Source organism: Lentzea kristufekii (assembly GCF_033949925.1).
Taxonomy (GTDB): domain Bacteria; phylum Actinomycetota; class Actinomycetes; order Mycobacteriales; family Pseudonocardiaceae; genus Lentzea; species Lentzea kristufekii.
Genome location: NZ_JAXAVV010000008.1, coordinates 177,746 through 202,285, shown reverse-complemented (window position 1 = coordinate 202,285; position 24,540 = coordinate 177,746). Strand labels below are relative to the sequence as shown.

23 protein-coding genes and 1 tRNA gene are annotated in these 24,540 nt (G+C 68.2%); 9 read left to right on the top strand and 15 right to left on the bottom strand.

All coding sequences use genetic code 11. The features are described from left to right. The first annotated feature begins 51 nt into the window (after positions 1-51). Genes SK571_RS18315 through SK571_RS18305 form a run of 3 tightly spaced genes read left to right on the top strand, consistent with a single transcriptional unit; the run spans position 52 to position 2,587 of the window. Entirely contained in the window at positions 52-987 is a 936-nt protein-coding gene (locus SK571_RS18315) for a metal ABC transporter solute-binding protein, Zn/Mn family (protein ID WP_319985282.1), read from the top strand. Continuing rightward, positions 984-1,775: a metal ABC transporter ATP-binding protein gene (locus SK571_RS18310; protein WP_319985281.1), complete on the top strand. Its 792-nt coding sequence runs from the start codon at positions 984-986 to the stop codon at positions 1,773-1,775. The genes SK571_RS18315 and SK571_RS18310 overlap by 4 nt, the downstream gene beginning before the upstream one ends. Further along, complete coding sequence (locus SK571_RS18305) at positions 1,772-2,587, top strand: metal ABC transporter permease (RefSeq protein WP_319985280.1); 816 nt, start codon at positions 1,772-1,774, stop codon at positions 2,585-2,587. Before SK571_RS18310 ends, SK571_RS18305 begins: the two co-directional genes overlap by 4 nt. On the opposite strand, the gene SK571_RS18300 is transcribed toward SK571_RS18305, so the two are convergent. From SK571_RS18300 to SK571_RS18275, 6 genes are all read right to left on the bottom strand, one after another. Beyond that, positions 2,573-3,931 carry a GGDEF domain-containing protein gene (locus SK571_RS18300; protein WP_319985279.1) on the bottom strand — a complete coding sequence of 453 codons (1,359 nt, stop codon included), beginning with the start codon at positions 3,929-3,931 and terminating at the stop codon, positions 2,573-2,575. The genes SK571_RS18305 and SK571_RS18300 overlap by 15 nt on opposite strands. 318 nt (positions 3,932-4,249) lie before the next feature. Further along, positions 4,250-5,476: an MFS transporter gene (locus tag SK571_RS18295; RefSeq protein ID WP_319985278.1), complete on the bottom strand. Its 1,227-nt coding sequence runs from the start codon at positions 5,474-5,476 to the stop codon at positions 4,250-4,252. 591 nt (positions 5,477-6,067) lie between these two features. Further along, on the bottom strand, positions 6,068-7,039 hold the full coding sequence (gene rlmB / locus SK571_RS18290; RefSeq protein ID WP_319985277.1) for a 23S rRNA (guanosine(2251)-2'-O)-methyltransferase RlmB: 972 nt from the start codon (positions 7,037-7,039) through the stop codon (positions 6,068-6,070). Between the two features lie 5 nt (positions 7,040-7,044). Further along, entirely contained in the window at positions 7,045-8,439 is a 1,395-nt protein-coding gene (gene cysS / locus SK571_RS18285) for a cysteine--tRNA ligase (RefSeq protein WP_319985276.1), read from the bottom strand. Further along, positions 8,436-9,059 carry an HAD family hydrolase gene (locus SK571_RS18280; RefSeq protein ID WP_319985275.1) on the bottom strand — a complete coding sequence of 208 codons (624 nt, stop codon included), beginning with the start codon at positions 9,057-9,059 and terminating at the stop codon, positions 8,436-8,438. The genes cysS and SK571_RS18280 overlap by 4 nt, the downstream gene beginning before the upstream one ends. 25 nt (positions 9,060-9,084) lie before the next feature. Then, positions 9,085-10,029 (bottom strand): toll/interleukin-1 receptor domain-containing protein, encoded by a 945-nt coding sequence (locus tag SK571_RS18275; protein WP_319985274.1) that lies wholly within the window; start codon positions 10,027-10,029, stop codon positions 9,085-9,087. A 53-nt stretch (positions 10,030-10,082) separates the two neighbouring features. Here SK571_RS18275 and SK571_RS18270 point away from each other — a divergent pair, with 53 nt between their 5' ends. Continuing rightward, positions 10,083-10,379 carry a DUF6191 domain-containing protein gene (locus tag SK571_RS18270; protein WP_319985273.1) on the top strand — a complete coding sequence of 99 codons (297 nt, stop codon included), beginning with the start codon at positions 10,083-10,085 and terminating at the stop codon, positions 10,377-10,379. On the opposite strand, the gene SK571_RS18265 is transcribed toward SK571_RS18270, so the two are convergent. From SK571_RS18265 to SK571_RS18250, 4 genes are read right to left on the bottom strand one after another with little or no spacing between them, the layout of a single operon-like run. After that, positions 10,376-10,768: a PPOX class F420-dependent oxidoreductase gene (locus tag SK571_RS18265; RefSeq protein WP_319985272.1), complete on the bottom strand. Its 393-nt coding sequence runs from the start codon at positions 10,766-10,768 to the stop codon at positions 10,376-10,378. The two genes, SK571_RS18270 and SK571_RS18265, sit on opposite strands and share 4 nt — an antisense overlap. A 5-nt stretch (positions 10,769-10,773) precedes the next feature. Then, positions 10,774-11,241: a 2-C-methyl-D-erythritol 2,4-cyclodiphosphate synthase gene (gene ispF / locus SK571_RS18260; protein WP_258946997.1), complete on the bottom strand. Its 468-nt coding sequence runs from the start codon at positions 11,239-11,241 to the stop codon at positions 10,774-10,776. Continuing rightward, on the bottom strand, positions 11,238-11,930 hold the full coding sequence (gene ispD / locus SK571_RS18255) for a 2-C-methyl-D-erythritol 4-phosphate cytidylyltransferase (RefSeq protein WP_319985271.1): 693 nt from the start codon (positions 11,928-11,930) through the stop codon (positions 11,238-11,240). Before ispD ends, ispF begins: the two co-directional genes overlap by 4 nt. 35 nt (positions 11,931-11,965) lie before the next feature. Next, positions 11,966-12,454, bottom strand: coding sequence for a CarD family transcriptional regulator (locus tag SK571_RS18250; protein WP_012782996.1), 489 nt, complete (start codon positions 12,452-12,454; stop codon positions 11,966-11,968). Between the two features lie 260 nt (positions 12,455-12,714). Here SK571_RS18250 and SK571_RS18245 point away from each other — a divergent pair, with 260 nt between their 5' ends. Continuing rightward, the gene (locus SK571_RS18245) at positions 12,715-13,464 is read left to right on the top strand and encodes a hypothetical protein (protein WP_319985270.1); all 750 of its coding nucleotides are present in this window, start codon (positions 12,715-12,717) and stop codon (positions 13,462-13,464) included. Positions 13,465-13,658: 194 nt separating this feature from the next. Here the strand turns inward: SK571_RS18245 and SK571_RS18240 are convergent, their stop codons facing one another. Next, entirely contained in the window at positions 13,659-14,093 is a 435-nt protein-coding gene (locus SK571_RS18240) for a hypothetical protein (RefSeq protein ID WP_319985269.1), read from the bottom strand. Between the two features lie 280 nt (positions 14,094-14,373). Between SK571_RS18240 and radA the strand changes: the two genes are divergently transcribed. Genes radA through SK571_RS18225 form a run of 3 tightly spaced genes read left to right on the top strand, consistent with a single transcriptional unit; the run spans position 14,374 to position 16,817 of the window. After that, the gene (gene radA / locus SK571_RS18235; protein ID WP_319985268.1) at positions 14,374-15,768 is read left to right on the top strand and encodes a DNA repair protein RadA; all 1,395 of its coding nucleotides are present in this window, start codon (positions 14,374-14,376) and stop codon (positions 15,766-15,768) included. Next, positions 15,761-16,315, top strand: a complete 555-nt coding sequence (locus tag SK571_RS18230) for a hypothetical protein (RefSeq protein WP_319985267.1) — start codon at positions 15,761-15,763, stop codon at positions 16,313-16,315. Before radA ends, SK571_RS18230 begins: the two co-directional genes overlap by 8 nt. After that, complete coding sequence (locus SK571_RS18225) at positions 16,284-16,817, top strand: hypothetical protein (protein WP_319985266.1); 534 nt, start codon at positions 16,284-16,286, stop codon at positions 16,815-16,817. Before SK571_RS18230 ends, SK571_RS18225 begins: the two co-directional genes overlap by 32 nt. A 78-nt stretch (positions 16,818-16,895) precedes the next feature. Here the strand turns inward: SK571_RS18225 and otsB are convergent, their stop codons facing one another. From otsB to SK571_RS18210, 3 genes are all read right to left on the bottom strand, one after another. After that, positions 16,896-19,427 carry a trehalose-phosphatase gene (otsB, locus tag SK571_RS18220; protein ID WP_319985265.1) on the bottom strand — a complete coding sequence of 844 codons (2,532 nt, stop codon included), beginning with the start codon at positions 19,425-19,427 and terminating at the stop codon, positions 16,896-16,898. 45 nt (positions 19,428-19,472) lie between these two features. Beyond that, on the bottom strand, positions 19,473-20,906 hold the full coding sequence (locus SK571_RS18215) for an alpha,alpha-trehalose-phosphate synthase (UDP-forming) (protein ID WP_266042043.1): 1,434 nt from the start codon (positions 20,904-20,906) through the stop codon (positions 19,473-19,475). Positions 20,907-20,975: 69 nt separating this feature from the next. Then, positions 20,976-22,403, bottom strand: coding sequence for a threonine/serine exporter family protein (locus tag SK571_RS18210; RefSeq protein ID WP_406601999.1), 1,428 nt, complete (start codon positions 22,401-22,403; stop codon positions 20,976-20,978). 175 nt (positions 22,404-22,578) lie between these two features. On the opposite strand from SK571_RS18210, the gene SK571_RS18205 reads away from it, so the two are divergent. After that, positions 22,579-22,654, top strand: a tRNA-Thr gene (locus SK571_RS18205). Between the two features lie 223 nt (positions 22,655-22,877). Here SK571_RS18205 and SK571_RS18200 read toward each other — a convergent pair. Next, a complete protein-coding gene (locus SK571_RS18200) occupies positions 22,878-24,530 on the bottom strand; it encodes a hypothetical protein (protein ID WP_319985263.1) in 1,653 nt (550 codons plus the stop codon). Positions 24,531-24,540 lie beyond the last annotated feature (10 nt).

Sequence of the window (24,540 nt, the reverse complement as noted above, 5' to 3'; positions counted from 1 at the left end):
CGTAAACTGAACTCGACAACGGTTTCCATTACCTGATCGAGGGACGGCGTGATGACTCTCCGCAACGCTCTGGTCGGCGCTCTCGCCGTCGCAAGCCTGGCCGCTTGCGGCACGACGACGCCTGCTGCCGACAGCGGCAAGATCCAGGTCGTCGCCTCGACGAACGTGTGGGGCAGCGTGGTCAAGGCCGTCGGTGGCGACGAGGTCGAGGTCAAGGCCCTGCTGGACGACCCGTCGGCCGACCCGCACTCGTACGAGAGCAAGCCCGCGGACGCGGCACTGGTCAAGGACGCCAAGCTCGTCGTGTTCAACGGCGGCGGCTACGACGACTTCTTCGCCAAGCTGATCACCAGCGACGCCACCAAGAAGGTCGAGGCGTTCCCGCTGCGCGAGGACAACCACGCCGAGCCCAGCACGAGTGAAGCCCCCGCGACCTCGCAGGCGCCGGACGCCGACGGCCACGAGCACGGCGAGAACGAGCACGTCTGGTACGACCTGCACACCGTGCAGGCGGTGGCCGAGGCCGCGGCGAACGAGCTGGGTGCCATCGCGCCGGACAAGAAGTCGACGTTCGAGAAGAACACGGCGGACTTCACCGCCAAGCTCGAGGAGTTGGAGAAGAAGGTCGTCGGCATCGGCCAGGGCAAGAAGGTCGCCGCCACCGAGCCCATCGCGCACTACCTGATCGAGGAGTCCGGTGCCGAGGACGTCACGCCCGAGGCGTTCAGCAAGGCCATCGAGGAGGAGTCGGACGTGCCGGCCGCCGCGCTCGCGGAGATGAACCAGCTGGTCGAGGGCAAGCAGATCGCCGTGCTGCTGGAGAACACCCAGACCGAGAACCAGGTCACGAAGAGCGTGGTCGAGAAGGCCAAGTCGGCGGGCGTGCCGGTCGTCGCGGTCACCGAGACGCTGCCCGAGGGCGTGACCGGCTACCTTGACTGGATGAGCAAGCAGGTTGACGAGCTTTCGCGGGCGCTCAAGGCATGAGCGCGATCTCGCTGCGCGGGGCCCGGCTGTCCTACGGGGACAGAGTGCTGTGGGACGGGCTCGACCTCGACGTCGAGCCCGGTGAGTTCCTCGCGGTCCTGGGGCCCAACGGCTCCGGCAAGACCAGCCTGATGCGCGTGCTGCTCGGCTTGCAGCCGTTGTCCGCGGGCACGGTCTCGATCGCCGGCGGCAACCACGCCATCGGGTACATCCCGCAGCAGCGAGCGCTCGACCAGTCCATGACGTTGCGCGGCCGCGATCTCGTCGGGCTGGGTCTCGACGGCCACCGCTGGGGTTTCGGTCTGCGGGGCCGCCGGGAACGCAAGATCCGTGTCGACGCGGCCATCGAGTCCGTGGGCGGCACCCGGTACGCGGACTCACCCATCGGGGTGCTGTCCGGCGGTGAGCAGCAACGGCTGCGGGTCGCGCAGGCCTTGGTCGGCGACCCGACCGTGATGCTGTGCGACGAACCGTTGCTGTCGCTGGACCTCGCGAACCAGCGGGTCGTGTCCGAGCTGATCGACAAGCGGCGTCGTGAGTCCGACACCGCGGTCCTCTTCGTGACGCACGAGCTGAACCCAGTGCTGCCGCTCGTCGACCGGGTCCTGTACCTGGTGGGCGGGCGGTTCCGCGTCGGTACGCCGGAAGAGGTCATGAACTCCCGCACGCTGTCCGAGCTGTACCAGACACCGGTCGAGGTCGTGCGGGTGCGCGACCAGATCCTGGTCGTCGGCGCCGGCGCCTGCGAGGAGCAGACGCACCACCTGTCGGCGGAGGCCGCGTCGTGAGCTTCCTCGACCTGCTCGAACTGGACTTCGTGCAGACCGCGTTGATCGCGGCCGCCGTGCTGGGCCTGGTCGCCGGCGTGTTGGGACCACTCGTGGTGACCCGCAAGATGGCGTTCGCGGTGCACGGCACCAGCGAGCTCGCGTTCACCGGTGGCGCGGCGGCGTTGCTGCTCGGCATCGGCATCGGGTACGGCGCGCTGGCCGGGTCGATCATCGCCGCGGTGCTGCTCGGGGTGCTGTCCCGGCGGGAGAGCGACCGCGACTCGGTGATCGGCGCGATCCTCGCGTTCGGGCTCGGCATGGGCATTCTGATGCTCGCGCTCTACAAGGGGCGCGCGTCCAACAAGTTCGGGCTGCTGACCGGTCAGATCGTCGGTGTCGACTCGACGGACTTCAAACTCCTGCTGATCTCGTCCATCGCCGTCCTGGTGGTGATGGCGTTCATCTACCGGCCGTTGTTCTTCGCGTCGGTGGACCCGGACGTGGCGGTGTCGCGCGGAATTCCGGTGCGAACGCTGTCGATCGTGTTCGCGGTGCTGGTCGGTGTCGCGACCGCGCTGTCCGTTCAGGTCGTGGGCGCGTTGCTGGTGCTGGCGCTGATGATCACGCCGGCGGCCGCCGCGATGCGCCTCACCGCGTCGCCTTTGAGAGCTACGGTTCTTTCCGTCGTCTTCGCCGAGATCGCCGCGGTGGGAGGCATCCTGCTGTCGCTCGTACCAGCGCTCCCCGTGAGCGCCCTCGTAACGGCCGTGAGCTTCGTGATCTACCTGGTCTGCCGGGCCGTGTCCTGGCGACGTTCACGCAGTGCGTGAGGTGATCGGCTTGGTCGCGTCGTCCTGACGGGGGGCGGGCATCAGGCGCGGTGGGATGTCCAAGCCCGCCACTCGGACCTGGTTGCGGCCGTTCTCCTTGGCCTTGTACAGGGCGGCGTCCGCCGAGTGCTGGGCCGTGGCCATGTCCGGGCCGTTGTCCGGGATCACCGCCACGCCGATCGAGGCCGAGATCGCCTGCAGCGACTCGCCTTCCGGTTCCGGAGGCTGGATCTCGCGGCCGTAGAGCGTGACCACGTTGCGGTGCTTGTCGGTCGTCGGGACGGCCAGGGAGCCGATGGCCTCGCGGATGCGTTCGGCGATCGTCACGCCCTGCGCCACCGGGGTGTCCTTCAGCGCTACTACGAACTCCTCGCCGCCGTCGCGGCCCGCGACGTCTCCTGGGCGGAGCTTTTCGCGGAGGATTCGGCCCACCTCTGCGAGGACTGCGTTGCCCGCGGGGTGGCCCCAGGTGTCGTTGATGCGCTTGAAGTGGTCCAGGTCGATGACGAGGACGGTCATCGGTTCGCCGTCCAGGCGACAGCGTTCGGCCAGTCGGCCCGCGTACTCGGTCAGGCCGTTGGTGTTCAGCAGGCCCGTGCGGTAGTCGGTGTGGGCGTCCGCGGCGAGGCGTTGGTGCAGCTGTTCCTGTTCGCGCAGCAGGCGTTCCAGGTGGGTTCGGCGCTCGCCTGCGCGGGACAGCAGGGCGTTCACGAGGATCACGGGGACCGTGAGCAGCAGAGGGCCCACCCAGTGGCTCGTCATCAGCATGCCGAGCATGGCGCCGGCGCCGAGAGTGCTCATCTCGAGCATGTTGTCGACCTTGGAGCCCAGGAAGTCGAGGACCTTCGAGTTCGGGGTCACGATCTTGAAGGCGGCCGCGACGGTCATCACCTGGACGAACCAGTAGACGACGGCGGCTATCGCGAGGATCAGGACGAGGCTCAGGTCCGTCGGGACGTTTCCGGTGGCCGCCAGCGAAACGCCTGACAGGTGCACCAATGCCCATGACAGGAGTGTGGAGGCGAGCATGGAGGCGGTGCCGAAGACGAAGCGGTAGGGCTGACGGCGGGCGATCGGCTGGATCAGGATGCGCATCCAGATCGTGGCGATCACGGCCAGGCCGCCGGGGAGTGCCACCGCGGCGGCGAAGGTCCAGACCGAGGTGAGGTCGATGTGAGGGCCTGAGGCCTCGTTGCGGCGTGCCTCTTCGGCTCTGCGCACGACGGTCAGGTGGATGGTGATCGCGGCGATGAGCGCGCCGAAGCGCAGCCAGTCGTCGGTGGAGACGGCGGTGAGCTTCGTCAGGAGCCAGATGGCGGCTACGGCGACGGCCGCTTCGAGCACGAAAAAGTACGCGATCGCACTGGGCGCAACGGTCCAAAGGTCCCAGTTGCGAATCGGAGTCAAGCCGAGTACCCGCGATCGCCTGCGATCAGTCAAACTGTTCTTCACCACGACCCCCTACGCTCATGGCACTTCATGAGCTAAGCCGCCGCTGACCAGGTCGTAGACCACCACGCTGCCGCTCGTCGCAACGAGGAGGTGTCCTTCCATGTGCAACCGAGACTTCTGAACGCCACCTTCCTCTACCCGGTTCCAAACTCGCACCCCGATCATCATGGTGCCTCTACGACGGATATCGCTAATGGTGACCGTTCTGTTTCAGATTGCCACCGCCTTCGTGTCGTCGCGACCGCGAGCACGTCGCAGGGCGAAGGTGGCCTGGGTCGCCAGCAGCAGTCCGATTCCGCCCGCTCCCGCGATCGTGGCCGTCACCGATCCGATGGAACTGGCGACGACACCGGCCAGCGCCATTCCTCCGCCCTGGCTCGAGCGCAACGCCGCTCGCCCAATGCCATAAGCCCTTCCGCGGTACTGGTCCGGTAGCAGCCGCATCCACGCCGAACGAGCGGGTGTGTGATAAGCCCCGCCTATACCGGCGAACACCAGCAAAACGATCGTCCAGGTCAGGTTCGGGTTGAAAGCGAACATGATCAACGGCGCCAGCGACAGGATCGCCAACGGGCCGATGAGACGTTCGCGCTTCGCCGGATCCCGGACGAGGCGGAAGAGCAGCGCCACGCCCAGCACGTTCGCGGCGGGTTCGATGGCGAGGATCAGGCCGACCGCCCAGACCGCGTTCAGACTGGCCGCCAGGGGGATCGCGAGTCCTTCCGGGACCATCGCGAGGCCCGCGAGCAGACGGACGCCCAGCAGCGTCCTCAGGCGCGGCTCGGACACCATCAGCGTCAGCACGCCGCGTGGTTCGTCGTCGGGTTTCTTCTTGCGGCCCAGCGGGTCTGCGGCCGGGCGGTGCTTCACGGACGTCTGCACCAGGATCGCCAGAGCGGCGAACGTGGCGGCGTTGACCGCCAGCGCCAGGCCCGGACTGGTGTGCGCGACGAGGAAGCCGGCGGCCGCGAGGCCTGCCATCTGGGCTATGTCGACGGACGTGCCGAACAGCGCCACCCCGTCGTCGTAGCGCTTCGGCGGCAGCACGTGCGGGAGGCTCGCCTCCTGGGCCGCGAGATACGGCGAGGAGATCGCCAGAACCACCACCAGCAGCACGATCATCGCCCACAGCGGCATGCCGGGAATGGCCATCGCGGCCATGAAGGCAGCCTGCAACCAGGCCGTCGTCACCATTACCGTGCGTCGCGGGAACCGGTCGGCGACCCAGCCGAGCAACGGGCCCGAAATCAACGGCGGGAAGAGCGTCAGCGACCACGTGAGAGCGGTGGCGGCAACGGATCGTGTTCGTTCGAATACGAGCAGTGATAGCGCGACTGCCGCGAGTTGGTCGCCGGCGGTCGAAACGGTCGAACCGATCCACATGGCGCGGAACTCGCGCAAACCCACGAGCTCGCGGAGGGTCCCGCGGGTCGTCATGCGCGACCTCGCGGAGCCGCTGCCCGCGCGCGGCGAATCGGCACGTCCCGATTCGTCCTACGCCGAGTCACGTCGCCCCCGCCGGTGGTAATCAATTCCTATCGACAATCACGGTAGAAGCTGTCTGACCGTTCAACGTCTGTCCTACCACAGTGTGTACCTAAACGGAGCAGGGCAGTTACCTATAGTAGTTACAATAGCGAAACGTAGAGCTGATCTTCTTCACAGTTGACCTCGGGATCGCCTGATTGGCCCCCAAATGGTCACGTTGTGTGTCAGCTGGTGCCAAACGGTGCCCGCAGCTCCGCCAACCGGTGCAGCCAGCACCGACTCCCAGCGCGGCCGGACAGGCGAATTGCGATCTACGTGAAGGTACCCGTGCTCGGGAGTGGCGCGAAATAGGCCACGCGGTTTGTCATCCCGATCAGTTGCGAAGTTCTGGCAAGTGTGGAGATCTCGTTTCCCCGCCTGCGTGACGAAACCGGTTTCGCAGGCGGGAAAACGATCACTAACGTCGGCAATGAACGCGCTTAGCGTCGCGCACCGGCCGATAACGTCAGACAACCGTCAGACAAGACCCGTCAGTAGGGTTCAGCCCTTGGCCGCGATACGACGGCGACGGGCGACTTCGGCCAGCACGACACCGGCCGCGACTGACGCGTTGAGCGACTCGACGCCGGTGGCCATCGGGATCGACACGGTCTGGTCGCAGGTCTCCTTGACCAGACGACCGAGGCCGCGGCCCTCCGAGCCCACCACGACGACGAGCGGGCCCGTCGCGAGGTCGAGACCGTCCACGTCGACGTCACCGTCCGCGTCGAGGCCCACGATCATCAGGCCCGCCTCCGCCCAGTCGCGCAGCGTGCGGGTGAGGTTCGTGGCCATCGCGATCGGGATCTGGGCGGCCGTGCCCGCGCTGGTGCGCCAGGCGACCGCCGTCATCGACGCGCTGCGGCGCTGCGGCACCACGACGCCCTGCGCGCCGAACGCCGCGGCGGACCGCACGACGGCACCCAGGTTGCGCGGGTCCGTCACGCCGTCGAGCGCCACCAGCAGGGGCGGCGCACCGGAGCGCTGAGCCAGTTCGAGCAGCTCGTTCGGGGTCGCGTACTCGAACGGAGGCACCTGCAGGCCGAGGCCCTGGTGCATCGCACCACCGGTGATCCGGTCGAGCTCACCGCGGGCCACCTCCAGCACGGAGATGCCCCGGTCGGCGGCCAGGCGCACGGCCTCGGCCACGCGGTCGTCCGCGTCGATGCCCAGAGCCACGTACAGCGCCGTCGCGGGAGTGCCCGCGCGCAGACACTCGACGACGGGGTTGCGGCCCGCCACGGTCTCCGCGGTGGCCTTCTCCTTCGTCTGCCGGCGCTGGGTCTTGCTCGCGTCGATCTTCGCTGCCACCTTGGCCCGCTTGTAGGCGGGGTGGTTCGGGCGTTCGGTCGCCTTCGGGGTCGGACCCTTGCCCTGCAGCCCCTTGGACTTCTGTCCGCCGGAGCCGGTGACCGCGCCCTTCTTCGAGCCCGGATTGCGCATCGCGCCCTTGCGCTTGGAATTGCCAGCCACGGAAGTCAGTCGTCCTTCAAAGTCCACTGCGGACCGTCGGGGGTGTCCTCGACGGCGATGCCCGCGTCGTGCAGCTGGTCGCGCAATGCGTCAGAGCGCGCGAAATCCCTGCTCTTGCGGGCTTCTTGGCGTTCGACGAGAAGTCGATCCACCAGGGTGGTCAACGCCTGTCGCATGCCGAGGTCGGCAGACGACGCGTCGTTCCACTTCGGCGACAACGGGTCGACGCCGAGGATGTCAGCCATCCGGCGCACGGACTCAGCTGCTGTCCGTGCGTGCTCGTGATCGCCTGATTCGAGGGCGGAGTTGCCCTCCTTGACAAACTTGTGAATCGCCGCCACGGCGCCTGGAGTACCGAGATCATTGTCCATCGCCGCGATGAACGGCTGCGGGAGCACACCACCGTCGCCAAGGTTGCCAGTGCGTTCGGCGACGCGACGCAGGAACGACTCGATGCGCCCGTAGGACGTCACCGCCTCCTGCAACGCCTCTTCGGAGTACTCGATGTGCGACCGGTAGTGCGGCGAGACCAGGTAGTACCGCAGCTCCTGGGCGCGGACCAGCTCCAGCATCGCCGGGATGGACACTGTGTTGCCCAGCGACTTGGCCATCTTCTCGCCGGACATGGTGACCCAGTAGTTGTGCATCCAGTAGTTCGCGAAGCCGTCACCGGCCGCGCGCGACTGGGCCTGCTCGTTCTCGTGGTGCGGGAAGATCAGGTCGAGCCCGCCGCCGTGGATGTCGAACGTGCTGCCGAGGTACGTCGTGGCCATCGCCGAGCACTCCAGGTGCCAGCCGGGCCTGCCGTCGCCCCACGGGGTGGGCCAGGACGGCTCGCCGGGCTTGGCGGCCTTCCACAGCGTGAAGTCGCGCGGGTCGCGCTTGCCGCGCAGCTCGGTCTCGCCCTGCTGCTGGTCGTCGAGCTTGCGGCCGGACAACGCGCCGTACTCGGGGAACGAGCGCACGTCGAAGTAGACGTCGCCGTCGACGTCGTACGCGTGGCCCTTGTCGATCAGCCGCTGCATCAGCTCGACCATCTGCGTGACGTGCCCGGTGGCGCGCGGCGCGTACGACGGCGGCAGGCAGCCCAGCGCGTCGTAGGCGTCCTCGAAGGCGCGCTCGTGCGTGTACGCCCACTCCCACCAGGGCCGGTCGTGCTCGGCGGCCTTGGTGAGGATCTTGTCGTCGATGTCGGTGACGTTGCGGACCAGCGTGACGTCAGCGCCGTCGCGGGCGAGCCAGCGGCGCAGGACGTCGAAGTTCAGGCCGCTGCGGACGTGCCCGATGTGCGGCACGCCCTGCACGGTCGCCCCACACACGTAGATCGACGCCGTTCCGTTGACCTGCGGGTGGAACTCCCGCATGGACCGGCTCGCGGTGTCGTAGATGTGGAGGCTCACACGGGAATGGTACGGGCCACATCCAAAAGAGCATTGGGGCGGTCACTCGTCGGAACCGGGTTGACGAGCCGGAAGGAGCAACCGATCGACTCCGCTCCGCCGTCGGCCTCCTCGCTGTCGCCGACCATCACGGCGTGGCGGGGATCGACGCCCAGCCGTTCGCAGGCGGTGGCGAAGATCTTCGGGTCCGGCTTGATGACGCCTTCTTCGTAGGACAGCACGAACTCGTCCACGAGGTGCGTCAGGCCGTGCAGCTCGAAGACGCTGCGGATGTCCCAGCCGATGTTGCTGACCACGGCGACGGGGACGTCCTTCAGGTGCTCCAGGGTGGCCTCGGTGTCCGGGTAGGGCACCCAGGACTCCGGAGCCAGCAGCTGGTCGTAGAACGCCTCGGCGTCCGCGACCAGCGAGTCCTTCAGGACCCTGACGTGGACCCAGCGGTGGACGTCGGGGTCGAGGTCGCGGCGGTGCCAGGCGTTCACGAGCTCGGGGTCCATGCCGTCGGCGATGCCGACCGGGGCCGTGAGGGCACGCATCAGGGGACCGTTGGACTCGAGCTCGGGGTGCTCGAGCCGGAACAGCGTGCCGGAGAAGTCGAAGAGCGCGGCGCGGATCGTCACGCCCCCGACTCTACGTGCCGAACGGCTAGGTGGTCTGGACCTTTTTGAGCTCGGCCTCGACCGGCGTCGGGTCGTAGGACAGCGTGAGCTCCAGATCGCCCGCACCGCGCTCGCTGGCGGCCGTGAACTCCTCGACGAACTGCTCGATCTGCTTGAGCGGCTGGTCGGCGAGCTGCGCGGCGGTGGCGTAGAGGGTGGTGAACCGGTCGGGCGTCGTGGTGCCGCGCAGGTCGGCAGACCAGTCGAGCAGGTTCTCGTACTGCTCGACGAAGCGGTTCGCCAGCAGGCGGATCTTGTCCTTGTCGCCCGGCCGGCCCGCCGGACCGAACGCCCACTGCTGCTTGCCCGGCGAGAGCAGCTCCGAGATGCCGTTGATGATCCCGTCGAACGTCCGCGAACGCGCCGTGAAGTAGTCCAGCGCGTCGGTGTCCGTGGTGATCGTCCGCCCGGCCGCGGCGAAGCCCATCTCGTGGCTGATCCGCTTGTCCTTGAGGTTGCGCATGTGCAGCCCCACGGTGTCGGAGAACAGCTGGTACTCCCAGCCCGCAGGCGGTGCGGCGACCGCGGCCCCGACCTTCTCCGCGATCATCCCGGCCAGTTCGCGCGGGGTGAGACGGCGCAGGTCGAGGTAACCGGTGCCGATGCGCAGCGCCGGGAGGTCGGTGTCGTCGAACCGGACGGGCAGCACGTACTCGACGTCCGAGATCAGCGCGCGGTCGAACGCGGACTGCCGCTCGTGCTTGGTCCACATCTTCCTGGCGTAGTGCTCCGAAACGAACATCACGCAGAAGCGCGAGTCGTGGCGGTAGATCTGGTCCAGGTGCTCGATGAGGTTCTTGCCCCAGAGATCGGCTTGCTCGTCGGTGTCGTAGAAGCGGGTCACGCCCAGTTCGGTGAGGTGGCGGGCCACCTCGTCGACGTAGGGGCGGTCTTCGCCGGCGAAGGAGAGGCACACGTCGTACTTGGGCACGAGGCGCATGTTAGTGGCGGGAACCACACCGCTGTGCGGCGAGTTGGACAGGTATGAGCCTGGGGTTCCTGTTCGCGATGTCGTTACCCGCTCTGGTGGCGGCGCTGTTCCTGCTCGCCGTGGTCGAGCGGTTCGTGCGGAACAAGAAGAAGGGCACGCCGATGGCCACCGCGGGCATCGGCGAACTCGGCGCCACGTTCGAGGCGGGCAAGCGCGACGAACTGGAGTACCGCAAGGAGGAACGGCAGCTGCGCGACGACGAGGGCGACCACGCGCCGCCGCGAAGCCGGGTGGACCTCGACGGCGGCACGGCCGTGCTCAAGGTGCCGGCGCAGCGGCAGCCTGGTTAGGCGTTGCCGGTGGTCTTGGCGACCTTCACGCGGACGATGACTCGGACGTTGTCCGTGCCGACGTCGCCGGGGTAGTCCTTGCCGAGGTACTTGTGCGAGAGCTCGTTGATGAGCTCGGCGCCACCCTCGGTCGTCAGCGACGCCTCACCGCGGAACTCGCTGTACTGGTACGGGTTGTCCTTGTTGATGACGGTGATGCTCACCCGCGGGTCGTTGCGCAGGTGGCGTTCCTTCGCGCGGCCGACGACGGTGGAGAACAGCACGTCGTCACCGTCGCGCTTGATCCAGACGACGGAGGTCTGCGGGCTGCCGTCCTTGGTCAGCGTGGCGACAGTCGCGTAGTTCGGGCTGTCGAGGAGTTCGCGCTGCGTTTCTGAAAGCGTGGCCATGGTCGTCAGGCTACGGGGAACAGCAGGGCTGTCGCGATCGCTGCGATGCCCTCGTTTCGCCCGGTGAGACCCAGGCCGTCCGTGGTCGTGCCGGCCACCGAGACCGGGCCGCCGACCGCGTCGGAAAGCGCTTGCTGGGCCTCTTCGCGGCGCTTGCCGATGCGCGGCTGGTTGCCGATCACCTGCACTGTGGCGTTTCCCACACGGAAGCCGGCCTCTTCGACGAGGCGGCGCACCTCCGTGAGCAGGACGACGCCGTGCGCGCCCGACCAGCGCGGATCCGATGTACCGAAGACGGCGCCCAGGTCACCCAGGCCTGCAGCGGAGAGCAGCGCGTCGCACAGCGCGTGGGAGGCCACGTCGCCGTCGGAGTGACCTGCACACCCGTCGACGCCTTCCCACAGCAGACCGGCGATCCAGCACTCACGACCTGCTTCGATCGGGTGGACGTCGACGCCCTGGCCGATCCTCACTCCTGGCCTCCGCTGAACAGTGCTTCCGCGACCGCGAGGTCGAACGGGGTGGTGATCTTCATGGCGTGGGGGTGCCCGGGAACCGTGTGGACCGGGACACCGTTCTTCTCTACGAGACCAGCGTCGTCAGTCGCGGCAACACCGGAGCAATAGGCGGCTCTGAGAGTCTCGGCGCGGAAACCCTGCGGGGTCTGCACGACCCGCAGCGCGGCTCGATCAGGTGTGGAGACGACCACTCCGACCTCGTCCACCTGCTTGATCGTGTCGGCGACCGGGAGCACCGGGATGACGGCGTCGTACCCGCCGCGCACGGCGGCGACGACACCGGCGATGACCTCGGGAGGGGTGAAGGCACGAGCGGCGTCGTGGACCAGCACGATCGAGGTGTCCGGAATCACGCGGAGCGCGTGGTCGAGGGCGAGCCGCACCGAGTCGGTGCGTTGCGCGCCCCCTGAAAGCACGTGCACCGCCCCGCCGGCCGGGGCCAGCGAGGCGGTTGCGGTGTGCACTTGATCCACATCGGACGGTGGAGCGGCGATGACCACGTGCTGAACCTGGCCCGACTCGAACAGACCCTGAACGGCACGCGTCAACAGCGGTACACCGTTGACCGGCACGAGCGCCTTGGGCATCCCGTAGCCCAGACGCTCACCTCGCCCTGCCGCGGGCACGAGCGCGACAACACTCATGTTCGCGACTTACATCCGATGCTCTTGTTGAAGAACTACGAGGCAGTGGCGAGAACTTCGTCGAGGAGAACCTCGGCCTTGTCCTCGTCGGTGCCCTCGGCCAGCGCCAGCTCGCTGACCAGTATCTGCCGCGCCTTCGCCAGCATCCGCTTCTCGCCGGCGGAAAGCCCGCGATCCTTCTCGCGCCGCCAGAGGTCGCGCACCACTTCCGCAACCTTGTTCACGTCGCCAGAGGCGAGTTTCTCAAGGTTGGCCTTGTACCGCCGAGACCAGTTGGTCGGCTCCTCGGTGTGGGGAGCACGCAAGACCTCGAAAACCTTGTCGAGCCCTTCCTGGCCGACAACGTCACGCACGCCTACGATTTCGGCGTTGTCAGCGGGAACCCGAACGGTGAGGTCGCCCTGCGCTACCTTGAGAACGAGGTACTTCTTTTCCTCGCCCTTGATCACGCGGGTCTCGATTGCTTCGATGAGAGCGGCACCGTGGTGCGGGTAGACGACGGTCTCTCCGACCTTGAAAACCATGTGTCCTCTGCCCCTTTCGATGCCTCCATCCTAACACGTCCAGCAACCCTTCGATTGCTGCTCGAAGATCCGTTAGTGCTGGTCAGGGCCATGCGGGGGGTTGACAAACCACCTGTTCGCGTGCAAGGTACGTCCCATCGAAGATCGACTGGCAGCCCGTCGCGTCCTCGATTCGGGTCCCGGTTAGGCTCCTTGCCTGGTGGTTGTTCCCTAGGAAGGACGCTGGAGCCGTGAACTCAGGAGTGTCTCGCCGGTTTATCGTGACGGCAGCGCTGGCCGCTGGCCTCGGCCTGGTGGCGGTCGGCTGCAGCGCCGGTCAGGTCACCCAGACCGACACCCAGGTCGCCGCCGTCGACGGTGCGAGTGGCAATGCCGGCCCGATCGCGGTGCGCAACGCCATGCTCGCCTTCCCGGCGGACGGCAACCGGTACAAGGACGGCGAGGACGCGCCGCTGACCTTCGTCATCGCGAACTCGGGGTCCACCCCGGACAAGCTGCTGTCGATCAAGTCGGAGGCCTCCGAGGCCGAGGCCGAGATCGTCGGCTCGAAGGACATCCCGGCGCAGTACGCGCTGCGGGCCGAGTACGACGCCTCGAAGGCGCCGACGAAGACCTCCGCGCCTTCGTCCTCCGCCGCTTCGTCGTCGGTCGTGCCGACCTCGGGCGTCCCGTCGTCGTCCGGCTCGGTGACGCCGTCGTCCGGTGTCCCGTCGTCTTCCGTTTCGTTGACGCCGTCCTCGGGCGCTCCCTCTTCGGGTGCGCCGTCGTCCGCCGCGTCGTCGACCGGCCGGCCGTCCAACTCCTCCGCCGCGCCGACGGCCGTCGACCCGGACCTTGAGGTGCTGCAGATCCGCTGCACCCTCAAGAAGCTGAACCGCGAGGTCGTGGCCGCTCAGACCGTCAAGATCACCTTCCTCTTCGAGAAGGCAGGTTCTTTGACGCTTGAGGTGCCCGTGGCGCCGTCCGACCACAAGCGCACGAGCGAGAACCACGAGTCCGGCGGTCACTGAATTTTCTGCCGCTGCTCCGCAGACGGCGGCGAGTTCGCCGGGAAGCTGGTCATCCGCCCGCCGCTTCGCCCCGATTGGGCTTCGCCGAATCGAGACGAAGAGGCGAACGGATGACCAGCGCGAACTCGCGACAACGTGAGAGTGCGACAACGCGAAACGCCGCTCCCTGGGTTGGGGAGCGGCGTTTTTGTTGTTCAGGAGGCCTTGAGCATCGGCAGGAACTTGTCGCGGTAGGCCCATGCGAGGCCGATCTCGGCGGCGACCACGAGCAGCGCCATCACCATGCCGCTGGGCTCCAGGAAGACGTGGAACAGGAAGATGTTCACGACCATCGGGGCCAGCATCGCCAGTGCCAGCGGCACGAACCGGCCGATGATCAGCAGGAGTCCGGAGAGCAGCTGGACGCCGGACGCGAGCTGCAGCATGTACCCGGTCGCGTAGAGCGCGGCGCTGAAAGCCACACCTTCGGGTGCCATCGTGCTGGGGTCCGGGGCGGGCATGAACATGACGAAGCCGTTCAGGCCGGTCGTGGCGAACAGCAGGCCGGTCAGCACGCGGGTGACGACGGTGGCGTAGCGGCCGAAGGCGAACTTGCGGGTCTGCGTCGCGGAAGCGGTTGCGGTGCTCACGGTGTCCTCCAGGTGTGTCGTGTCCTTCCACTGATGCGTCGAACGGCCACGACACCGGATCGACAAACGCGCCGAAAAATCTCAGAAGTTTCTCCAACACATCGCCTGACCTGGGGTCCCGCGAGTTCGCGTCGGTCGTCCGGGGCCCTCTTCGTGTCAACCGCCGCAGGCGATTCGGCGCGAAGCGGGGCCCGGATGACCGACTTCCCGGCGAACTCGCCGCCGTCTGTGAAGCAGCGGCCAACAAGAACTGTCGTACCCGTCCTCTAACGTTCGATCTGTGGCGAAGACAGCGCGGCCGATCTTCCGTTGTGCAGAGTGCGGGCACGAGGTGGCGAAGTGGTTCGGCCGCTGCCCCGAGTGCCAGGCCTGGGGCAGCATCGAGGAACGAGGCACCGCGTCCGTGACGCGGGTGGTGGCGGGCGCGCCGACGTCGGCGGCCCGGCCGATCGGCGAGGTCGACATCGAGTCGGCACGGGCGCTCTCGACGGGCGTCAGCGAGTTCGACCGGGTACTGGGCGGTGGCCTGGTGCCGGGTGCCGTCGTGCTGCTCGCCGGTGAGCCCGGCGTGGGCAAGTCGACGTTGTTGCTGGAGACAGCGCACCGGTGGGCCGAGAGCCACGGGCGTTGTCTCTACGTCACGGGTGAGGAGTCGGCGGGGCAGGTGCGGCTGCGCGCCGAACGCACCGGCAACCTCCACGGCGAGATGTACCTGGCCGCCGAGAGCGAGCTCAGCGCGTTGCTCGGGCAGGTCGACCAGGTGAAGCCGTCGATGCTGATCGTCGACTCCATCCAGACCATGTCGACGATGAGTGCCCAGGGTGGGCCCGGAGGCGTGACCCAGGTGCGCGCCGTCGCTTCAGGACTGATCGCGATGGCCAAGGAGCGCGGGCTGCCGATTGTCCTGGTTGGACACGTCACGAAGGACGGATCCGTTGCTGGACCCCGTGTTCTGGAGCACCTGGTCGACGTGGTGCTGCAGTTCGAGGGTGATCGCCACTCCAGTCTGCGGCTGCTGCGCGGCATCAAGAACCGCTATGGCGCGGCAGACGAGGTGGGGTGCTTCGAGCTGCGTGACGACGGCATCGTGTGCGTGCCGGACCCGTCGGGGCTCTTCCTCACGCGGCGTGACAAGGCCGTCGAGGGCACCTGCGTCACGGTGATCGTCGAGGGCAAACGGCCGATGCTCGGCGAGGTGCAGGCGTTGGTGGCCAAGACGAACCTGCCCGCGCCCCGGCGTGCGGTGAGCGGGCTCGACTCGGCGCGGATCTCCATGGCGCTCGCCGTGCTGGAGAAGCGCGGCAAGGTCAACCTGTTCCAGAAGGACGTCTTCACCGCGACCGTGGGCGGCATGCGGCTGGTCGAACCGGCCGCGGACCTCGCCGTGGTGCTGGCGGTGGCGTCGGCGGAACGCGAGATCGCACTGCCGGCCGACCTGGTCGTGCTCGGCGAGGTGGGGCTGGCCGGTGAGATCCGGCGCGTGAACGGCGTCGGCAAGCGGCTCAGCGAGGCCGCACGGCTCGGGTTCAAGAAGGCGCTGGTGCCGCCGGACCACGGGCCCCTGCCGGACGGTGTGCGGGCGCTGGTGGCGCACGACCTGGTGTCGGCGCTGGAGGTGCTGGGGCTCAACCGCAAGCACAGCAGCAAAGCAGAAGACAAGACAAGCGATGACTGAGTTGCTGTGCCGGGCCGTCGCACTCGTGCCGGCCGACGTGCGCAGTGACTCCGGGGCCTCGGCCGCGGACGTGCGGGAGTATCTCGACCAGGACGAGTGGGAGTTCGCGCTCGACCTGCTCGGCGACTTCGGCGGCATCGCCTGGCAGACCTCCGAGTACTGGAAGCTGCTGGCCGCCGCGGCGCAGGAGCTGTACCTGCCGTCCAGGTGGTTCCACTGGCGGGAGGCCGAAACGCGTCAGGGCCTGATCCGCGCCGACCTGCGACTCGTGCCCAGCACCAGAAACCCGATCCCGGCGCAGGGCGTGCTCAGGCCGCTGTGGCACGTGGGCGACGGTCACCGGGTGGCCGCGCTGTGGATCGAGTCGAAGCCCGAACTGGAACCCGGCGGCCGCGCGATGGTCCGGCTGCTGGCGTTGTCGCCGGAGGGGTGGCAGCACCTCGTTCCGGGTGACGTGATCACCATGCACGAGGGACAGCCGGTAGCCGGTGTGGCGACTGTGATCGAATACGCGGGTGTTGGGGAGACACGACAGCGAGATCGGTGAGTTACTGCGGTTCGCGGCGGCCATGGTGCCCCCGGAGGTGCGGAGCACCGACCTGCTCGACTACCTGGAACTCGAAGAGTGGGAGCTGGCTCTCCAACTGCTGGGGGAGTTCGACGGCCACACCTGGCAGACACCGCGCTACTGGGCCCTGCTGGCCGAGGCGGCGGCCGAGACGGACCAGGACGACGCCTGGTTCCAGTGGCGGTGCGTGGAGTCGATCCAAGGCGTGCTGCGGGTCGAGCTGACGCTGGCCGTCGACGCGGAACCGTTGCAGGCCAGGGGAGAACGCCCGATGTGGGACGTCACGGGCAAGCACCAGCGTGCGGCCGCGCTGTGGATCGAGTCCAAGCCCGTGCTGGGTCCGGGTGAACGCGCCACGGCACGGCTGAGGCCGTTCGTGCCGCCGGCGTGGGCGCATCTCATCCGCGGCGACGTGATCGCGTTGCTCGGCGGCTCGCCGGGCACCGCGAAAATCATCGAGAAAGTTCCGCCGCGCCCCTGAACACCCGCCCTCAGGGACTGCCGAAATGACACCGCCGCGGTCCTGGGACAGGACCGCGGCGGCAGCAGAACCTCTAGATCACTGCGAGAGCAGCTGGGCGCAGCGGATCAGGCCCAGGTGCGAGTACGCCTGCGGGTGGTTGCCCAGCGAACGCTCGGCGACCGGGTCGTACTCCTCGGGCAGCAGGCCGGTGGGGCCCGCGGCCGCGACGATCTGGCCGAAGAGCTCCTCGGCCTCGGTGCGGCGACCGGTGAGCAGGTAGGCCTCGATCATCCAGGCGGCGCAGAGGTGGAAGCCGCCCTCGTCGCCCGGCAGGCCGTCGTCGCGGTGGTAGCGGTACACGGTCGAGCCGGACCGCAGCTCCGCCTCGATGGCCGTCACCGTCGACTGGAAGCGCTCGTCGGCCGGGTCGATCAGGCCCGACAGACCCACGAACAACGAGGCGGCGTCGAGGTCGTCGCCGTCGTAGGCCGTGGTGAACGACTGGACCTCGTCGTTCCAGCCGTTCTTCAGCACGTCGGTGGCGATCGTGTCGCGCAGCGGCACCCAGGACGGGTCCAGCTCGCGGCCGAACTGCTCGCCGAGCTTGATCGCGCGGTCGATGGTCAGCCAGCACATGACCTTCGAGTACACGTGGTGGCGCGGCGCGTGCCGCTCCTCCCAGATGCCGTGGTCGGGCTCGTGCCAGCGCCGGGAGACGGCCTCGGCCATCGCCTGGACCATCGTCCAGTCGGCGTCCGACAACGAACCCCGCGCGGTGGCCAGGGAGACGACCAGGTCGACGACCGGGCCGAACACGTCGAGCTGCACCTGCTGGTTCGCGAGGTTGCCCACGCGGACCGGACGGGAGCCGGCGTAGCCGGGCAGCGACTCGATGACGGCCTCGGCGCCCAGCTGGGTGCCGTGCAGCGTGTACAGCGGGTGCAGCCGCTCCGGGCCCGGAATGGTCTCCAGGACGCCGTGCAGCCACGCCAGGAAGCCGTCGGCCTCCGCGTACGAGCCCACCGACACCAGTGCGGCGGCGGTCATCGCGCCGTCGCGCAGCCAGCAGTAGCGGTAGTCCCAGTTGCGGACGCCGCCGAGTTCCTCGGGCAGCGACGTGGTGGCCGCCGCCATGATCGAGCCGGAGTCCTTGTGCACCAGGCCGCGCAGCGTCAGCGCCGAACGCAGCACCAGGTCCGTCTGGACGGTCGGCAAGCGAAGACCCGCCGCCCAGTCCGACCAGTAGCCCGCGGCCCGGTCACGGCGCACGGACTCGGGCTGAGCGTGCTCGGAGAGGTCGTCGGTGCCGCAACGGAGTTCCAGCAGCACCGGCGCGCCTTCGCGGGGCCGGACCACGGCGCGTGCGGTCTCCTGCACGCCGTCCGAGGTGATCTCCCAGTCGACACCGGGGGACCGCAGCACCATCGGGTCCGACGTGCCGACGATGCGCAGGCCGTCGCGCTCGCGCAGCAGCCGCACCGGCACCTGCCCGAACTCGGGCCGTGGCGCGAACGTGATCACCGCGTTGGTGGAGCCGCTGATCCGCCGGACGAGGTCCGTGCGGTGCGAGGCCAGGTCGTGCTCCAGGTAGTCCGACACCAGGAGGCGCGACCAGCGGGTCTCGACGATCATCGTGCCCGGCAGGTAGCGCTGGCCCAGCGGCAGCGACCCGTGCTCCGGCTTGATCGAGAAGTGGCCGGCGGCGGGGCCGCCGAGCAGGTCCGCGAAGATCGCCGCGGAGTCCGGCTCGGGGTGGCACAGCCAGTTGACCTTGGCGTCCGGCGTCACGAGAGCCACGGACCGCTCGTTCGCGAGCATGGTCAGGCGCTCGATCGGCACGGCCTGGTCGCCGTGCAGCCACGCGCGGCGCTCCTCCAGGAGGAACGCCAGCACCGTCGCCACGTCGGACGGGTCGGCCACGTAGTGCTGGGCCAGCGACTCGCCGGCACCCACGCGGATGCCGAGGTCCGGGCCGTGCAGGCGCTCGAACGCCTTCTCGTCCGTCACGTCGTCGCCCAGGAAGATCGCCGCGGTGGCGCCGACCTGGTGCCGCAGGATGTCGAGGGCGTGGCCCTTGTTCGTCTCGACGACGGCGAGCTCGATGACGGCCTTGCCCTCGGTGACCTGCACACCTTCCCAGGTGCACGGGCCGGAGCGGACGGCGTCGAGCACCGCGGCACCGATGGCCTCGCTCGCCGCGCGGCGGACGTGCACGGCGATCGAGGCGGGCTTCACCTCGAGGTGCACGCCCTCCTGACCGTCGACGATCTCTTCGAGGTCGGCCTCGATGCGTCGGAGCAACGCCTTGGCGTCCGCATCCAGCGCATGGACGAAGCCGACGTCGAACTCGGAGCCGTGCGAGCCCACCAGGTGGACCTCGCCCGGCAGGCGGGAAAGGGTGGCCAGGTCGCGCAGCGCGCGACCCGAGATCACGGCCGATGTCGTCTCGTGCAGCGACGCGAGTGAACGCAGCGCGTTCACCGACTCCGGAAGCGGGCGGGCCTGCTCCGGGTCGCTCACGATCGGCGCGAGTGTTCCGTCGTAGTCGCTTGCGACCAGCAGTCGCGGGGTCCTGGCCAGCTGCACGATGGCACGGCGCAGTTCGGCGGGGAGGGCCTCGGCGGTCAACGCCCCTCCTGGAGCACTCGATGGGTCAGTGGGATCTGAAAGGATTCAGACCGAGGTCTGCGTGCCCAACGCCTCCAGGAACGACCTTGCCCAACGGTCAACGTCGTGGGTGAGGACCTGACGGCGCAGCGCGCGCATCCTACGGCGGCCTTCTGCGGGATCGATGTCGAGGGCGGCCTGCAGTGCGTTCTTGACACCGTCCAGATCATGGGGGTTCACCAGGAACGCACTGGTCAGTTCTGCGGCGGCGCCGGCGAACTCGCTGAGCACCAGAGCTCCACCAAGATCATATCGGCAGGCCACGTACTCCTTGCACACGAGGTTCATTCCGTCCCGAACGGGCGTGACGACCATGACGTCCGCCGCGCTCATGAACGCGACGAGCTCCTCGCGGTTCACCGACTGGTGCAGGTAGTGCACGACGGGCTTGCCGACGCGACCGAACTCGCCGTTGATCCGGCCGACGGACTGCTCGATGTCCTGGCGCATCGTCTTGTAGTGGTCGACCCGCTCACGGCTGGGTGTGGCGAGCTGGATCATCGCGACGTCCTCGGGGTCCACGCGTCCGTCCGCGATCAGCTCGTACAGAGCGCGGATCCTGACGTCGATGCCCTTCGTGTAGTCGAGACGGTCCACGCCCAGCAGGATGCGCTTCGGGTTGCCGAGATCCTCTCGAATCTGCCTCGCGCGGGCCTGCGTGTCCTTGCGGCGGGCCACCGCGTCGAGGCCCGCGCTGTCGATCGAGATGGGGAACGCGCCGACGCGCACGGTGCGGTCGCCGACCTGCACGACACCGGGCCGGGTCCGGACGCCGACGGTGCCGCGGCTGGGCTCCAGGCCGACGAGCCGGCGGGCCAGCCAGAGGAAGTTCTGCGCGCCGCCGGGCCGGTGGAAGCCCACCAGGTCGGCGCCGAGCAGGCCGCGGATGATCTCCGTGCGCCACGGGAGCTGCATGAACAGCTCGACCGGCGGGAACGGGATGTGCAGGAAGAAGCCGATCTTGAGGTCGGGCCGTTGCTCGCGCAGCATCGCCGGGACGAGCTGCAGCTGGTAGTCCTGCACCCACACCGTCGCGCCCTGCGCGGCGACCTTCGCGGTCGCGTCGGCGAACCGCTGGTTGACCTTCACGTAGGTGTTCCACCAGTGCCGGTGGAAGGCGGGCTGCGCCACGACGTCGTGGTAGAGCGGCCAGAGCGTGCCGTTGGAGAAGCCCTCGTAGTAGTCCTCGACCTCCTTGGCCGAGAGTTCGACGGGGTGCAGCAGCAGGCCGTCGTCCTCGAACGGCGGCACCTCGGTGTCGGCGACGCCGGGCCAGCCGACCCAGGCGCCGCTGTGTGAGCGGAGGAACGGTTCGAGCGCGCTCACGAGCCCGCCCGGGCTGTGTTTCCACCGCTCGGTGCCGTCGGGCAAGCGCTCCAGGTCAACCGGCAACCGGTTGGCCACGACTACGAATTCCGCCCCGTTCTCGCCAATGTCCATGCTCACGAAAAAGAGGCTAGTGCGGACGCGTGCTCTCGGCGTGTCGTGTAACCCCCGTCACAGCGAGTTTCACTCCAAACGACGCTTGGTGGGTTTGAGCGGTCCGGACATGCGCGGACCAGCGAACTTGCGCTCCAGACGGCCCAGTCCGGTGCGCACCGGCTGGGCCAGGTACTCGCCGAACACGACACCTCCGGCCAGAGCGAGAGCAATGCCACTCGCGAAGACGAGGGTGCTCAAACCGGCCGGATCGCCCTCCGCGGTGAGCTGGAACAGGCCCCGGTACGTCGTCCAGCCGGGCAGCAGCGGGACCACGCCGGCCTGGACGACGACGAGCGTCGGGATGCGCAACCGGCGGGTCATCGTGGCGCCGCCGAACCCGGTGATCGCGGCGGCCACGGCGGAGCTGAGCAGTGCGTCCAGCCCGAGGCTCGTCATGAGGCCGTACGCGGCGGTGCCGATGGCGCCGGAGATGGCGGCGGCGACCAGCGCGCGGGGCCGGGCGTAACAGGCGAGCGCGAAGAACGCACTCGTCGCCGCGCCGGCCGCGAACTGCATCGGCACCGCGGAGATCAGGGCGGGCAACGGGTCGCTGAGCCGGATGTCCAGTCCGAAGTGGACGGCCGAGCGGATCGCCAGCGCGACCCCGGCGATCAGGCCCGCGCTGAGCAGCACGGTCTCGACCGTGCGGCCCGCGGCGGTGACGTTGTAGCCGGAGATCGCGTCCTGCACGGTGCTCACCAGTGCGAGCCCGGACAGCAACACGACGATCCCGACGGCCACGAGCAGACTCGGCCGCACCGGCAGCAACCCGGTCGAGTAGATCGCCAGCGCGGCACCCGTGCCGAGCGCGCCGCCGACGAGCTGCTGGAAGAAGAACGGCAGGTTGCGGCGGTTGAGGATCCGGCCGACCCGGTCGACCACCGCCGTGATGACCGCGGCGGTGAGCGCGAGCACCAGCCCGCCGCCCACGAGGAACGCGACCGCGGCCGCCATTCCGCCCCACGCGGCGGTGGCGACCCAGCGCGGGTACGGGTGCTTGGCGTTCGTGATGTCCTCGAGCCGTGCGTGCGCTTCCTCGATCGGTCCGAGGTTGCGCACGAGGTGTTCGACGTCGGCGAGCCGCGTGTAGTCGAGACCGCGCTGCCGGACGACGCGAATCGATGTGATCGGCATCGCCTCCGTGCCGCGATGACACGACACGCTGATGGAGGTGTAGATCACGTCTACTTCGGTGTGCGGGAGGCCATAGCTCTCGGTGACCGAGAGAATCGTGGCTGTCACATCGGCCGCGCCGGCCCCACTGGCCATTTGGACCTCACCGATCTTGAGGGCGAGATCGAGTACCAGGTGAACCGTGGTGTCATCGGGCAGGGCGGGGCCGTGCAGGCTGTTCGTGGAAATCTCGGGCACCTCCGTGGTGTGATCGTGACAGGGTCTCCGACTGTTGCTGTGTCGTCTGCCACCTCCGATCGGGCGACCCGAAAAGGAGGACATGATCACTGTCTGTTGGTTACCCTCCTGACCTGGTCAAGGCGGTCACTGGGGCGCATTGATCCACTCGGTTGGTTGGTCTGACTCCTGTCGGAGCAATCCGATCACACTGAGAGCAGACCGTTCGCCGCAGGTGGCACCCGCAACGGGCGCTTACGATGTTCGCGAACACGGACCGGCCGGCGTAGCTCAATTGGCAGAGCACTCGCCTTGTAAGCGAAAGGTTAGGGGTTCGATTCCCCTCGCCGGCTCCATTTCGGCTCCTCGACCAGCCATGACGGCTGGTCGGGGAGCCTTCTTGCTTCTTCGGCCCTGTGGCGGGGTTTCCGGCACTATCCGCACCGCTGTCCGTGCGCTGCGTAGTCGTTTGGTTCGGTGCAGTTCAGGAAACCGGCTGCGCACCGCTCCGGGGTCGCTGACGCGCTCGCCACACACGACCACTCAGCAATTGGGCGGATTGCGGATGTCTTTTCTTCGTCAGCTTTTACGAACGAGTCCGGTGAAGCCCGCGACGCTGAGAGTGGCGAACGACCAACCCAGGATCTGCACCACCCAGCCTGCTCCGGTCGCCCACTGCCCGGCTGGTCCGTTCGCCAGTTCGCATCTCGGTGTGCCACCCAGCTTCACCAGGGGGATCGCCAGATCCGCCGCAAGACTGATCCTGTTCACAGGTGAACAGGAGTCCGCGGGGCGGTCCTTGGCCGGTGTCAGGCCGTTGTGGGCGTTGGCCGTCCACACCAGACACAGCGCGAGCAGGAACGTGACGAGCAGGCCGATCACCGCCCTGGAGGGCCGGTAGCCGTAGCCGAGCGTGACGCCGAGGAACCAGTGCCACAGCCTGTTGCCGGGGTCGCCGTGCCGGCGGAGGTCTTCCTGCTGGGAGATCAGCACCTTGCGTGCCTTGTGCTCGTGGCCCGCGGCACGATAGACGGCGGCAAGTTGCTGGTACGGCTGAGCTTCGTACTCTCTCGTGTGATCGCGCAGCATCTTGAGCCACACGTCGGTGTCACGTGGCTGATTCGGATAGGTCAACCTGTCCAGCGTCACGGTGAAGACCTCGGCATTGATCAGCTCCGACTCGTCGAGGTGGAGCTCGTCGCTCACCTTCGTGCCGGCGAGGTCGAGCTCGTAGCCGCTGCCGCGGTTGACCAACTTCGTGGACTCGACGACGAGTTGGCCGCTCACCGCGGCGTCGGTGAGGTCGAGAGCCCCGAATCTGCTGGTCGTTTCGATCTCGGCAGCGGTGATCGTGATGCTCCCGCCCACCTTGGTCCGGTGCAGCACCACGGCTTGGCCGTGGCCACTGCGCACCGAGCCGCTGAGGACGAGCGCGGAGCCGATGCGGGTGTCGACCATGGTGATGGCGTCGAGGCTGGAACGAGCGTCGAAACCGTCGTCGAGCAGCACGTCCTGGGAGAACTCCGCGCCGTCGAGGCACAGCCCTCTCGGCCCGCGCAGCACAGCTCCGTTCATCCGCAGGCTGGAGGCTTTGGCATCGAACAGCTGTACGGCGCCCATGTCGTTCGACTTGACGAACGCTCCGGTGAGATCGATGTCCGCACCGACCTTGGTGTTGTACGCGATGAGTGCGATGCCCGATCGGCTGATGACCACGGCCTCGCGGAGGTCCATCTCGCCACCGATGTCACAGCCGTCGAGCACGACCTGACGGGCGTACAAGCCTTTGGCACGCATACTTCGGCTGACGTGCAAGCCAGAGGCGAGCAGTTTCGTCGCGGTGGCGCCGGACAACAACAGAGAGCCGTCGACGTGCGCGTTCCGCAGGTCGGCTGCTCCGACGCAGCGCGTGTCCTCCATGGTGAGGTAGCGGGTGCGCAGGTTCTCCGCGTACAGCGCCGGGAACGTGGACCCGTCGAGCGACAGCGCCGGCAGTTCGGTGTCGTTCAGCGAGAGCGCTTCCTCGAAGACGCACCTGTCCAGCTGCAACGCCGTCGACGTGCGGATGAAGTCGAGGTTGAGCTCGCCGGTCACGCGCGCGCCGACGACCAGGATCCCGCGCGGGTCGGCGTCGCCCGAACGCAGGAGGTCGCGGATCGCTTCGGCGCGCACCACGTTGTTCCCACGGCGTGAGAGGTCAAGCACCTCGCCGGCCTCCGCGGCGCGGATCATGTCCTGCTCT

What these genes read in the sequence shown, in the direction of transcription:
- SK571_RS18315 (WP_319985282.1), top strand. Translation starts at nt 52, where the DNA reads ATGACTCTCCGCAACGCTCTGGTCGGCGCTCTCGCCGTCGCAAGCCTG.
- SK571_RS18310 (WP_319985281.1), top strand. Translation starts at nt 984, where the DNA reads ATGAGCGCGATCTCGCTGCGCGGGGCCCGGCTGTCCTACGGGGACAGA.
- SK571_RS18295 (WP_319985278.1), bottom strand. Translation starts at nt 5,476, where the DNA reads ATGACGACCCGCGGGACCCTCCGCGAGCTCGTGGGTTTGCGCGAGTTC.
- SK571_RS18270 (WP_319985273.1), top strand. Translation starts at nt 10,083, where the DNA reads ATGAGCCTGGGGTTCCTGTTCGCGATGTCGTTACCCGCTCTGGTGGCG.
- SK571_RS18265 (WP_319985272.1), bottom strand. Translation starts at nt 10,768, where the DNA reads ATGGCCACGCTTTCAGAAACGCAGCGCGAACTCCTCGACAGCCCGAAC.
- ispD (WP_319985271.1), bottom strand. Translation starts at nt 11,930, where the DNA reads ATGAGTGTTGTCGCGCTCGTGCCCGCGGCAGGGCGAGGTGAGCGTCTG.
- SK571_RS18250 (WP_012782996.1), bottom strand. Translation starts at nt 12,454, where the DNA reads ATGGTTTTCAAGGTCGGAGAGACCGTCGTCTACCCGCACCACGGTGCC.
- SK571_RS18230 (WP_319985267.1), top strand. Translation starts at nt 15,761, where the DNA reads ATGACTGAGTTGCTGTGCCGGGCCGTCGCACTCGTGCCGGCCGACGTG.
- SK571_RS18215 (WP_266042043.1), bottom strand. Translation starts at nt 20,906, where the DNA reads ATGGACATTGGCGAGAACGGGGCGGAATTCGTAGTCGTGGCCAACCGG.
- SK571_RS18210 (WP_406601999.1), bottom strand. Translation starts at nt 22,403, where the DNA reads ATGTCCTCCTTTTCGGGTCGCCCGATCGGAGGTGGCAGACGACACAGC.
- SK571_RS18200 (WP_319985263.1), bottom strand. Translation starts at nt 24,530, where the DNA reads ATGATCCGCGCCGCGGAGGCCGGCGAGGTGCTTGACCTCTCACGCCGT.